Source organism: Nonomuraea sp. NPDC048826, from assembly GCF_043198225.1.
Classification (GTDB): domain Bacteria; phylum Actinomycetota; class Actinomycetes; order Streptosporangiales; family Streptosporangiaceae; genus Nonomuraea.
Map to the genome: position 1 here is coordinate 137,663 of NZ_JBICUQ010000006.1, position 12,233 is coordinate 149,895.

General features: G+C 72.8%; 9 protein-coding genes. 5 read left to right on the plus strand and 4 right to left on the minus strand.

Annotated elements, in window-relative coordinates; genetic code table 11:
• Positions 1 to 9: 9 nt before the first annotated feature.
• The gene (locus ACGFI7_RS22445; RefSeq protein ID WP_393407473.1) at positions 10 to 990 is read right to left on the minus strand and encodes an ATP-binding cassette domain-containing protein; all 981 of its coding nucleotides are present in this window, start codon (positions 988 to 990) and stop codon (positions 10 to 12) included.
• A 105-nt stretch (positions 991 to 1,095) separates the two neighbouring features.
• On the opposite strand from ACGFI7_RS22445, the gene ACGFI7_RS22450 reads away from it, so the two are divergent.
• The 4 genes from ACGFI7_RS22450 to ACGFI7_RS22465 all read left to right on the plus strand — a co-directional run bounded on the left by ACGFI7_RS22450 (position 1,096) and on the right by ACGFI7_RS22465 (position 5,218).
• Positions 1,096 to 1,710, plus strand: a complete 615-nt coding sequence (locus ACGFI7_RS22450) for a TetR/AcrR family transcriptional regulator (protein ID WP_393408585.1) — start codon at positions 1,096 to 1,098, stop codon at positions 1,708 to 1,710.
• Positions 1,711 to 1,923: 213 nt separating this feature from the next.
• The gene (locus ACGFI7_RS22455; protein ID WP_393407476.1) at positions 1,924 to 3,204 is read left to right on the plus strand and encodes an MFS transporter; all 1,281 of its coding nucleotides are present in this window, start codon (positions 1,924 to 1,926) and stop codon (positions 3,202 to 3,204) included.
• Positions 3,205 to 3,212: 8 nt separating this feature from the next.
• A complete protein-coding gene (locus tag ACGFI7_RS22460) occupies positions 3,213 to 3,875 on the plus strand; it encodes a response regulator transcription factor (protein ID WP_393407479.1) in 663 nt (220 codons plus the stop codon).
• A 41-nt stretch (positions 3,876 to 3,916) separates the two neighbouring features.
• Positions 3,917 to 5,218, plus strand: coding sequence for a histidine kinase dimerization/phospho-acceptor domain-containing protein (locus ACGFI7_RS22465; protein ID WP_393407481.1), 1,302 nt, complete (start codon positions 3,917 to 3,919; stop codon positions 5,216 to 5,218).
• Here ACGFI7_RS22465 and ACGFI7_RS22470 read toward each other — a convergent pair.
• Positions 5,209 to 6,054, minus strand: coding sequence for a TAXI family TRAP transporter solute-binding subunit (locus tag ACGFI7_RS22470; protein ID WP_393407484.1), 846 nt, complete (start codon positions 6,052 to 6,054; stop codon positions 5,209 to 5,211). The genes ACGFI7_RS22465 and ACGFI7_RS22470 overlap by 10 nt on opposite strands.
• A gap of 235 nt (positions 6,055 to 6,289) precedes the next feature.
• On the opposite strand from ACGFI7_RS22470, the gene ACGFI7_RS22475 reads away from it, so the two are divergent.
• The gene (locus ACGFI7_RS22475) at positions 6,290 to 7,732 is read left to right on the plus strand and encodes a serine hydrolase domain-containing protein (protein ID WP_393407485.1); all 1,443 of its coding nucleotides are present in this window, start codon (positions 6,290 to 6,292) and stop codon (positions 7,730 to 7,732) included.
• A 69-nt stretch (positions 7,733 to 7,801) separates the two neighbouring features.
• On the opposite strand, the gene ACGFI7_RS22480 is transcribed toward ACGFI7_RS22475, so the two are convergent.
• Positions 7,802 to 9,157, minus strand: a complete 1,356-nt coding sequence (locus tag ACGFI7_RS22480; RefSeq protein ID WP_393407486.1) for an FAD/NAD(P)-binding protein — start codon at positions 9,155 to 9,157, stop codon at positions 7,802 to 7,804.
• A 69-nt stretch (positions 9,158 to 9,226) separates the two neighbouring features.
• Complete coding sequence (locus ACGFI7_RS22485; RefSeq protein ID WP_393407488.1) at positions 9,227 to 11,707, minus strand: SCO7613 C-terminal domain-containing membrane protein; 2,481 nt, start codon at positions 11,705 to 11,707, stop codon at positions 9,227 to 9,229.
• Positions 11,708 to 12,233: the final 526 nt, after the last annotated feature.

Below are 12,233 nucleotides of genomic sequence, written 5' to 3' on the forward strand. Positions count from 1 at the left end.
TCTCCCCTTTCAGACCTGCTGCGCGGGCATGTGATGGCCGGTGAAGGACAGGAAGACGTCGTCGAGCGTGGGCCGGCGCAGGGTGATCGCGCGTACGTCCACGTCGGGCACCTTCGCGAGGGTGAGGGCGACGACGCTCAGCGCGGCGGGTCCGTCGTCGACCGCGACGCTGATCTCGTCGTCGAGCACGTCGACGGAGCGCGTCAGCGGCTCGTCGGCCAGCGCCCGGTGCGCGGCCACGAGGTCGCCGCTGACCTGGGCGACCACGAGGTCGCGGCCCACGCCGCTCTTCAGCTCCTCGGCGGTGCCGTCGGCGACGATGACGCCCTGGTCGATGATGCCGATGCGGTCGGCGAGCTGGTCGGCCTCCTCCAGGTACTGGGTGGTGAGGAAGATGGTGGTGCCGTGCTCGCGGTTGAGCCGTCCCACCTCCTCCCACAGCCGCATCCGGCTCGCCGGGTCCAGGCCGGTGGTCGGCTCGTCCAGGAAGAGGACCTCCGGGTTGTGGACCAGGGCCATGGCCAGGTCGAGGCGGCGGCGCATGCCCCCGGAGTAGGTGTCGACCCGCCGGTCGAGCGCGTCGTCCAGGACGACCAGCTCGCGCAGCTCGTCGACGCGGCGGGCGATCTCCTGCTTGCGCATGCCGTAGAAGCGGCCCTGGCACCACAGCGACTCCAGGCCGGTCTGGGTGTCGTCGAGCGCCGTCGACTGCAACGCCACCCCGATGCGCAGCCGCACCTGCAGCGGGTCCTTCATCACGTCGTGGCCGCCCACGACCGCGCGGCCCTCGGTGGGGGCGAGCAGCGTGCACAGCATTCTGACGGTGGTCGACTTCCCTGCGCCGTTGGGACCGAGGAAGGCGTAGATCTGCCCGGCCGGTACGGTGAGGTCGACGCCTGCGACGGCCCAGGTCGAGCCGAACCTCCGTTTCAGGCCCTCGCAGCGTATGGCCGCCTGCTCATCGGGATGGGTTAATGATGAAACAACCATGCCAAACTCTCCTTGAGCCTGGGCAGTCACGTTTCGGGATTGCCAGCAATTCTCGTAGGCACTCTGACTCGTGTCAATACACTGTGTATTAGGAGGCTGGTGGAGATGGATTGGGACGACGCGCTGGACGAGCACCGGTCCCGCTACCGCGAGCGGATCATCGACGCCGCGATCGACCTCGTGGCCGAGCAGGGCGCCGCCAAGTCCTCCATGTCCGCGCTGGCCCAGCGGGCCGGCGTGGGGCGCGCCACGGTCTACAAGTACTTCCCGAGCATCGAGCACGCCCTGCTCGCGCACGTCGAACGCGAGGTCGCGGCGTGCAGCCACCGGCTTGAGGCGATCTGCGCGCAGTCCGGCGACCCGCTGCACCGCCTGCGCGGCTACATCGACACCCAGCTCGACCTGTTCGCCGAGCAGCGGCACCGGCTGAGCTGGGCCACCATCGACCAGGCCGACCTGTCCGCCGCCGCGATGTCGTCCTTCCGCGAGCACGTCGAACGGTTGCAGGCACCTCTCGTGGAGATCCTGCGGGGCGGGGTGGCTCATGGCGCGTTCCGTCCCGACGTCGAGCCGGGGCTGCACGCGAGGATCATCATCAAGGTGCTCGGAAGCCTGCGCGAGGACATCATCATGGAGAAGCTCGCGCCCGCCGAGGCGGCGGACGCGGTCTGGAAGCTCGTCACGGGAGGACTCCTCGCCCCGGTTGACCTCTCACGCTAGGAGCCGGACAGGAATGGCGGCATAGCCGACGCAGGAGTCCGTTCGGCCAGGGTGAACGGTGACATTAACCCGGCATGATTTCACGCGTTAAAGGTGTGTTAGATCCGGGTTCCCCTCTCAGACCCCAGGCTAAAACCTCCCTGGAATGTCGATTTCTGGGCCGCCTGGAGGGTCGCATTGAGCACAGCAGCAGGGAAGACACCGTGGAAGGCTGTGATCGGCGGCTCCGCCGGCAATTTGGTCGAATGGTACGACTGGTTTGTCTACAGCAGCTTCGCCGTTTACTTCGCGGCCTCCTTCTTCCCTGAAGGAAATGTCACAGGGCAGTTACGCAATGCGGCCGTGATTTTCGCCGTGGGCTTCTTCATACGGCCGGTCGGCGGGTGGTTGTTCGGCCGTTTCGCCGACCGGAACGGCCGCCGGGCGGCGTTGACGCTCACCGTGACGCTCATGTCGGTCAGCGCCCTGCTCATCGCCGTGGCGCCCTCGTACGACACCGCCGGCTATCTCGGCGCGGCCGTCCTGGTGGTGGCCCGGGTACTCCAGGGGCTCTCGGTGGGCGGCGAGTACGCGGCCAGCGCCACGTACCTGACGGAGATCGCGCCGCGCGGACGGCGCGGGTTCGTCTCCAGCTTCCAGTACGTCTCCATGACCGCCGGCCAGCTCGTCGCCCTCGGCCTGCAGCTCGTGCTGGTGAACGCCATGTCCGAGGAGGCGCTGGCGTCCTACGGCTGGCGCGTCCCGTTCGTCGTCGGCGCGCTGGGCGCGGTCGTGGTGCTCCTCATGCGGCGCACCCTGCTGGAGACGGACGCGTACGGCGAGGAACGGGAGTTCGGCGCCGAGCGCGAGCGCGGCAGGCTGCGCGCCCTGTGCCGGCACAAGAAGGAGGTGCTGCTGGTCATCGCCCTGACCATGGGCGGCACGGTGGCGTACTACGCCTGCACCTCCTACCTGACCGGCTACCTGGTCGACGCCGCGATCCTGACCAAGGAGACCGCCTCGCTGGTGAGCTTCGGCACGCTGCTCGTCTTCATGTGCCTGCAACCGCTTGCCGGGGCGCTGTCCGACCGGATCGGCCGCCGCCCGCTGCTGATCGCCTTCGGCGTCGGCGCCGCGCTGGGCACCGTGCCGCTGATGACGGCGCTGCCGGCCGTCACCGGCGCCGGCCAGGCATTCCTGCTCTCCCTGACCGGGCTCGTCGTCGTCACCGGCTACACCTCGATCACCGCGGTGGTGCAGGCCGAGCTGTTCCCCACCCACGTCAGGGCGCTCGGGATCGCGCTGCCGTACGCGATCGCCGCCGCTCTGTTCGGCAGCACCGCCGAGCGTGTGAGCAGGTGGTTCAAGGGCCACGGCATCGAGTCGGGCTTCTCCTGGTACGTGGCCGGCTGCGCGGCGGTCTCCCTGCTCGTGTACCTGACGATGCGGGAAACCCGTGACGTACCGCTATCCCGGCAGGAAAAGGCCTCAAACGAAATAGCGGCTCGTGCTTAACTGAAATCGTGCGTGTTCTCCTCGTAGAAGACGATGACCGGTTAGCCGCGGCGCTGACCACCGCACTCCAACGGCACGGGAACGTCGTCCAGCGCGTGGCCCGCGCTCACGGCTGTCTCCGGCTGGCCGGAGAGAACGACTTCGTTCTCCTCGACCTGGGGCTGCCCGACATGGACGGCATGGAGGTGCTGCGGCAGTTGCGCCGCGCGTCAGCCGTCCCCGTCATCGTGCTCACCGCCCGCTCGGGCGAGCGCGACGTCCTGCGCGGCCTGCGCGGCGGGGCCGACGACTATCTCGTGAAACCCTTCCGCACCGCCGAGCTGCTGGCCCGGATCGAGGCGGTGGTGCGCCGCGGCACCCGTCCGCTGCCGCCGGGCGACCAGGTGGTCGAGGTCGGCGACGTGCGCATCGACCTGGCCGCGCGGCGGGTGACCGTGGCCGGCGAGGCGATCTCGCTCACCCGGCGCGAGTTCGAGGTCCTGGCGCTGCTGGCCCGCCAGCCCGGCGTGGTGCGCAGCCGTGAGGAGATCCTCGACGAGGTGTGGGGCGACCCGTTCCTGTCGGCCTCGCGCTCCCTCGACGTGCACGTGGCCTGCCTGCGGGCCAAGACCGGTCGTCCCGAGCTGGTGGAGACCCTGCGCGGCACTGGTTACCGCCTGGGCGTACGGTGAGACGCAGGCTGGTCGGCACCTTCACGACTCTGATCGTCCTCATGATCGCGTCACTGGCGGTGCCTCTCGGGCTCGCCTACTCCACCCACCGCACCAACCGGCTCCTCCTCGACCGGCGGGCCGACACCCACCGCATCACCGAACTCGCCGACTCCGCGATCCGCCTGGGCGACCTCAGGGTCCTGGTCGAGGAGATCAACCGCTACGCCGACCTGTACGGCGCCGCCGTCGAGGTCCTCGACCGCGAGGGCAACGTCCTCGCCAGGGCCGGCACGATGGTCACCGGCGACCGCGAGGCGGTCAGGGTGGCCCTGTCCGGCAGGATGACCGAGAGCCTGCCTCCCATCACCCCCTTCGGCCCGAGCACCGTGCTCATCGCGCAGCCGGTCGGCAGCGGCTCGCAGCTGTCCGGAGTCACCCTGCTGCGTGCCCCCGCCGCCCAGGCCATGCGTGACGTGACCGTGATGTGGGGCACGCTCGCGCTGGCCGCGCTGATCTCCCTCGGGTACGGCGTGCTGGCCGCCAGACGCCTCACCCGGTGGATCATGCGTCCGGTGATCGAGCTCGACCGGATGACCCAGGCCATCGCCGAGGGCAGGCACGACACCCACGCCGTGCCCGAGGTGGGCCCTTCCGAGCTGCGCGAGCTGCAGGAACGCTTCAACGCGATGGGCGACGCGGTCGCCTCCGCGATGGAGCGGCAGCGCGCGTTCGTGGCCGACGCCTCGCACGAGCTGCGCACCCCGCTGACCGGGCTGATCCTGCGGATCGAGAACCTGGAGCCCTACCTGGCGGACGAGGGCAAGGAGGAGTACGAGGAGGCGCTCTCCGAGGCGTCACGGCTGGCCCAGCTTGTGGACGACCTGCTCGCGCTGGCCAGGACCGAGGCGGTCGGCGTGGTGAAGAAGATCGACGTGGCCGCGCAGCTCGCCGTCCGGCTGAGGACCTGGCGCGAGGTGTACGCGGCCCAGGACATCGACCTCGTCGCCGACCTGCCGTCGTCCTGGACGGGACCGACGGCCATGATCCGGATCGCCGACATCGCACTCGACAACGCGCACAAGTTCGTACCGGAAGGCGGGCGCGTGTCGGTGACGCTCTGCGGCGGCACGCTGCGCATCGAGGACAACGGGCCGGGGCTGACCACCAAGGAGCGCGGTGAGGCGCTCGGCCGGTTCTGGCGGTCGGCCGAGCACGTCAACGTGCCGGGCAGCGGGCTCGGGCTGGCGATCGCCGCCGAGCTGGCCCGGCTCAGCGGCGGCACGCTGCGCCTGCTGCCGGCCGACCCGCAAGGCCTGGTGGTGGAGTTCGCCCAGGCCAAGCCGGCGGCCGCTCAGCCGTAGTCGGCGCGGTAGTAGCGGGCCGCGCCCTCGTGCAACGGCACCACACCGGTGGTGATCGCGTACCGCTTGACCAGGACCATGCCCGGCGCGTCGGGCGCGCCCAGCTGGTCGCGGCTCTCGAACAGGATCCTGGTCACGTCGTAGGCGACGTCCTCGGGCAGCCCGACGCGGCAGACCAGATAGCTCGGCGTGCCCACGGTCTGGACGGGCCGCGTCGCCCCGTACACGCCGGTGGGCACCAGGGCGATCTCGTAGAACGGCCCGTACGCCCGGCGCAGCGGGAGCACCACGTCGTCCAGCGGCACCAGCCGCAGGCCGCGGCGGGCGGCCACGGCGGGGGTGGGGACGCCGCCCGACCAGAACAGCGCGTCGATCGTCCCCTGCTCCAGGGCCTTGAGCGAGCCGTCCAGGTCGAGGTCGCTCTCGGTGACCTTCAGCCGCAGGACCTGCAGCACCCTGAGCGCGGTGAGGTGCGTCCCCGAGCTCTCGGGGCCGACGGAGACGCGCTTGCCCTCCAGGTCGTGCGCGGAGGTGATGGGCGAGGAGGCCAGCACGACCAGGTGCACGTAGTTGAGGTAGATCCGGGCCACGGCGGAGACGGGCCGGCCCTGCCGGCGCACGAAGAAGTCGGCGCTGTCGGCCAGCGCGAGCCCGAGGTCGGCCTTGTTCTCGGCCAGGCTGGTGAGGTTCTCGATGCTGCCCGTGCTCGGCATCGGCGTGGTCGGGAACCCTCTTCGGGTCAGCTCGGCGGCGAACCGGTTGCCCAGCGCGTCGTACAGCCCGCCCGCCGTCCCGGTCGCCAGCCTCAGCCGGCGCGTGGTCGGCGGCCTGCTCACGCAGCCTGCGGCCCCGAGTAATCCCAGCGTCACAAAAGCTCGGCGCGATAAGGACACGCGCTTAGGCTGACACGCCGGTCGACTTTCGCCAAGAGGCCGGGTAACGTCGCCGACCCGAGCGTGAAACGCGGGGTAGTGTCGGAGCACGACGACGATCGGCCGAGGAGGGGCCCGCGCTGATGGTGATGGTGCTGGTTGCAGACCTGTCGGCGCGCGGCGGGGCCTTGACCGGCCCATGCTGACGTTACGCCGCACGCGCCCCGGCGCGAAGAAGTGGTGGGCCCTGGCCACCGCGCTCGCGGCCGGCGCGCTCGCGATGCTGATCGCCCCGCGCCCGCCCACGCTCGGGCCCGAGAGCACCGGCGACCCGGAGCTGGCCCGCGCGGTCCGGGAGGCCGCGGGCGACGGCGCCTTCCGCGGGCTCGCCGTGGCCCGGATCGACGGCGGCCGGGTGCGGCTGGCGGGCCTCGGCGTCACCGGCGGGCCCGACTCCGCGCCCGTGACCGCCGACACGCCGTTCGAGATCGGCTCCATCACCAAGACCATGACCGGCATGCTGCTGGCCGACCTCGACGTGCCGGTCGACGCCAAGGTGCGCGACGTGCTGCCGGACGCCGGGTTCGAGGGGCGGGAGCTCGGCGACGTCACGCTCGCGGAGCTGGCCTCACACCGCGCCGGGCTGCCGCGCGTGCCGCTCACGCCGAAGCTGCTGGCGCTCAGCTACCTGTCCAACCTCACCGGGCTCGACCCGTACGCCGGCACCGGCCGCGAGGAGCTCCTGGCCGACGCGGCGGCCACCTCGCCGTCCGGGAGGGGCGAGGTCTCCTACTCCAACATCGGCATGGCCGTGCTCGGCTTCGCGCTCGCGCACTCCCAGGACATGCCGTACGAAGAACTGCTGCGCACCCGGATCATGGGCCCTCTCGGCATGTCGTCCACCACGGTGCTCCGCTCCGACGACCCGCTGCCCCCGGGCCGGGCTCACGGTTCCAAGGCCGGCGGCCTGGCGATGGACCCGTGGCGCGGCGACGGCTACCTGCCGGCCGGCGTCGGCGTCTGGTCCACCGCGCGCGACCTCGCCACCCTCGTGGACGCCGTCAGGAAGGGCACCGCCCCGGGCGCGGCGGCGGCCGAGCCGCGCTTCACCGAGACGAGCAAGCAGCGGATCGGCTACGGCTGGTACACCACCGTCTTCGGCGACTCGACCGTCACCTGGCACAACGGCGGCACGGGCGGCTTCCGCAGCTTCGCCGGCTTCGACCGCGGCACCGGGCGCGTGGTGGTCGTCCTCGGCAACACCGACGCCGACATCGAGCCGATGGCGCTGCGCCTGCTGGGCGCCGACCCCACCGACCGGGAGGGCTCGCTACCCTTCCTCATGCTGGCGATCACCCTGGTGCTGATCTTCAGCCCCGGTGCCGAGGCGTGGTTCGGGCACCGTCCCTACGAGGTGACGGCCGGGGTCGCCAAGCTGATGTGGGGCGTGTTCTCGCTGGTCCTCGCCTGGGTGGTGGGCATCTGGGCGATCATCCCGCCGGTGGCGTGGGCGCTCGGCGCCGGCCTGCTGCTGGCGTCCGTCCTGCGCTGGCGCGGCGTGCCGTTCACGCCGCGCGGGGCGCGGTCGTGGGTGCGGATCGCCATCCCCGCGCTGCTGAGCGCCGCCATCCTGATCATCTAGCCTGACCATCTGACCTGACCATCTGACCTGACCGTCCGGCCTGATCATCTGGGCTGATCATCTGGGAGGTCACGCCGTCAGCCGTGCGCGTGGGACGCGGGCGGCTTCGAGAAGGCGCGGCGCGAGGGCCGCCGCCTGCGCGCGGATCTCGGGCACGGCGGTCGTCTCGTACAAGCTGCCCCGCAGCAACGGCCCCACGGCGAAGACCCGCTCACCCGGCCGGCCCTTCGCGTCCCTGACCGCGCCGTCCGGGCCCGCGTCCAGGCCGAGGCCCAGTGCGTCGCGCCGGGCCGCCCCGGTGGACACGAGACCGGCGAGGAAGGGGTCGGACGTCACGTCAGGGCGCGGCCCGGTGGCGTTGACCAGCCAGCCCACGTCGAGCTCGCGGACCGTGCCGTCCAGCTCGGCGCGGACCCGCAGCCCGGTCCCGGCGGGCACGGCCCCGGCCAGGCCGCCGCGCAGCAGCCGCAACCGGCCCGAGTCGCGCAGCTCGGCGAGGGCGGCCGCCGAGGCGGGCGGGATGCGGTGCCGGTGGACCTCCCAGTAGCGCGCCACCCGGTCCAGGAAGATCCGGCGTTCGCCGGGGCCGAGCCGGGTCCACAGCTCCTGCGTACGCGGGCGCAGCCCTTCCATGACGCCGTGCCAGTCGCCCGCGTTCGCCCGTACGGCTCGACGCACCGCGCGCAGCAGGTCGGCGACCCGCAACGGCCCGTCGGGCAAGACCACCGGGACGGGCGTCGCCGGGACGGGCGGGTGGGCGCGCGGGAGCAGCCCGCGCCGCGACAGCGCGTACACCACGGTGCCGGGATGGGCCCTGGTCACGGTCAGAGCCACGTCCACCATGGTCAGCCCGGTGCCCAGCACCAGCACGGACGCGCCGTCGCCGACCCCGGCGAGCGCGCCCGCGGCCCACGGGTCGGCGACGTGGCGGGCATGCGCGGGCACCCCGGGCAGCGGGGCGGGGGCCCGGTTGCCGAGGGCGAGGACGACCGCGTCGGCGGCGACGCGGCGGCCGTCGGCCAGGCGTACCGCGCGGTCGCCTTCCAGGCCGGCGGCCGTGCCGGTGATCAGGTGGAGCGCGCGGGCCGGGGGCTCCGCCGAGGCGGCCAGCACCTCGCGCAGGTAGCGGCCGTAGACGGCTCGCGGCAGGAAGCCGGCCTCGCTCGCGTCCAGGCCGGCGGCGCGGGCCCAGCTCACGAAGTGGCCCGGCGCGCCCTCGACGGCGCTCATCCGGTCGGCCCGGGTGTTGAGCAGATGGTACGGATCGGTGGTCGCGTACGCCTGGCCCAGCGCGTGCCGGCCGTGCTGGTCGATGAGCGTGACGGCCACCCGCGTCCGCCGGGCGCGGGCGAGCCGCAGCACGTGGATGGCGGTCAGAGCGCCGCTCGCGCCGCCGCCGACGACAGCGATCGATGAGGTGTCCACCTAACCCACACTACCTGTAGGTAATGAAGATTTGGCTGATCACCCGCCCTTCTTCGCTCCGTCGCGTCGTCACTTCATCGCGCCCAACGTGTCACGCAGTCGGCGCAGGTTCCGGATGCGCGCCTCGTACGTCGCCCCGACCACCACGAGCAGCAGCCCGCCCACCGCGATCGGCACCCAGCGCGGCACCGCGAGGAACATCTCCGACACGTACGGACCCAGCTCGCGCACCGCGACCCCAGCCACCACCACGGCCCCGAGCACCGTGGGCGCCTGGAGCCGGGACCGGATCCCGGCCAGCAGCACCACCAGCGCCACCACACCGAGCGCCAGCGACCGCCGCCACTCGGCATCGGCGTAGACCGCCAGCAGGCTGGGCAGCATCGTGAAGGACAGGCCAGGACCGTACGCCGCCCACGACGACACCGGCGCGTCACCGCGCCGCCGCCGCCAGCCGAAGCCCAGCAGGACCAGCGAGCACGGCACCGTGTACGCCTCCACGACCGTGACCTCGTCCGCCGCCAGCCGCAGCCAGGACGCCAGCAACAGCAGGGCGATGCCCGTGTACCTGAGACCGCGTGCTCCCGGGCCCGCCCACAGCGACCTGACCAGCACCAGCACCCCGGCCACCGCGACCCCCACGCTCACCGCGACCAGGACGCGCAGGCCCAGCGAGAACCCCGCCGCCACCGCCTCCAGCCCCAGGAACACCGCCGCGCCGCCCAGCCCCCAGGCCCGCAGCCCCCGCACCCTGGCCGGCAACGCCATCGCGACGGCCGCCCCGGCCAGGATCGGCAGCACGACCAGCGTCGCCGGCTCACTGCCGAACGCGTACGCCACCGCCCGCGCCGCGGCCGCCCCGGCCACCAGCGCGCACGCCACCGCCCACCACGCCGCCCGGCCCAGCGTCGCGGCCACCACCAGCCCGACGGCCAACCCGACCTGCACCGCCACCGCGACCGGGTAGGGCATCCCGAAGGCCTCAGGCAGAACGGCGACCATCAGCGCCCCGGCCACCAGCGCCCCCCACACCGCCACCTTCACCAGCCAAGCTCCGGTGTGGACGTCACCCCGACCCCCGCCATGGCCGAACGTCCAACCAGCGCCCGGCGCCCCGCCGACGCCCTGTGGCCCGGCAGCCCCGTAAGGACCGGCAGCCCCGTGCGATCCGGGAGCCTCGTGGGAACCGGAAGCCCCCTCGGAACCGGAAGCCCCGTAGGGACCGGGAGCGCCGTGCGGACCGGCACCCTGCGGACCGGCACCTTGCGGACCGGCACCTTGCGGACCAGCAGCCCCATGTGGCGCGGCAGGGCCGTGCGGGCCTCTGTCGCCGTGCGGGGCGGCAGCCCCTTCCGGGCCTTCCGGGCCTTCCGGGCCTTCCGGGCCTTCCGGGCCTTCCGGGCCTTCCGGGCCGACAGCCCCATGCGGGCCGCTGTCGCCATGGGGGGCGGCAACTCCTTGCGGAGCGGCAGCGCCGGGCGCGGGGGTGTTGGGCCGGAGTTCCGTTGCCGGGCGTCGCAGAAGTACGGCCGTGGTCAGGAGGGCGGCGGCCAGGGCGCCCAGGACCACCGTGTCCGCCGGTGACGCCATCGCGAACGGCCGCCACTGCTCGCCGTGCCACGTGCCCGTCCAGAGCACGTCCAGCCAGGCCAGCGGTGACGCCAGGGTGACCGCGAGCCGGGGCACCAGCGTCAGCGTCACCACCAGCGCCACCAGCCAACCGGTGGCCACGCACGCCGACCGTGCCTTCCGCCAGGGCAGCCACATGGCGGCGAGCGCCACCGCCAGAGCCGGTACCAGATAGGCCAGGGAAAGCCAGCTGGCGGCCGGGCCGACGAGCGCCGCCTGCACCAGCGCGGCCGGGACGACGATCACCGTGAGCGCGGTCCCGACGGCGACCGCGGCGGCCCCGATCTCCTGCTCGGCCTTACCCTGCCTGACCAGCAGCCACGTCACGACCCCGCCGAGCACCGCCAGCGCCGCCAGCGGCACCACCCTGACCGCCGCATCCCCCACCGACGGCGCGCTCAGCGCGTACGTCCCACCGCCCAGCAGCGCGAAGGCGGCGACCCCGCCCCCGCACACGGCCGCCGCCACCCGTACCGCTCCCCGGGCGTAACGGACCACCACGACGTCCAGCGTCGCGGTGGCCACCAGCACCGTCACCAGCCAAACCCCCGACACCTCGAGGACCAGCAGCGGCAGCACCGGCTGTGCCAGCACCACGGCGACCGGAGCGGGCCCGCGAAGCCGGGTGACCCGGGCGTAGCCCACCAGGATGAGCGCGACGAGCCCCAACACCCCCGCCGTGTAGTGCAGCCCGTCGAGAGCGTCGACGGCGAGGAATCCCACCTGTCTGGCCGCGTACCCGTCGAGCAGCAGGAGCACCACCCCGAACCCCGCCACGGTCTCAGCCGTCGCCGTGAGCTTCCGCCGTACCAGCAGGACCGGCGCCAGCATGACCAGCGCGGTGAACACGGCCAGCACCGCCGCCCGCCCGCCGATCCCCAGCCGACCCCAGCTCACCACGGTGAACACCACCGCGGCCACGGTCAGCAGCAGCCCACCGAGGATGAGCAGGACGTTCTTCCCGGCAGCCGCGGAAACCTCCCGCCCCGGATCCCCGGCCCCGGGATACGACCCCCCGGGATACGGCCCACCGGCGTACGGCCCACCGGGGTACGGCCCACCGGGGTACGGCGGCCTCGGAACCTGCGGCCCTCCTGGGAAACGCGGCCCCTGGTGGAGCTGCGGCGCCCCCGGAACCTGCGGCGCACCCCCGTGCGGAGGCACCCCACCCCCAGACGTAGGCACCGGACCCCCGGACGGAGGCGTCGCACCCGTAGAGGACGGCACCCCACCCCCCGCACGCAGCACCGCGAGCAGTTCCGTGCGGCGGGTCTGCAACCGCGTCTGCTGATCCCTCAGCCCGGTGAGCGCCTGGTCCACCTGCCAGAGTTCGAACGCGGCGGGCCCCTGCAGAGAGAGCCCACAGTTGGGGCACCTGGACACCGGCTCCTGAGGTCCCGGCCCGGACACCACCATCGCACCACAGTCCGGACATGTCGTACTTCCG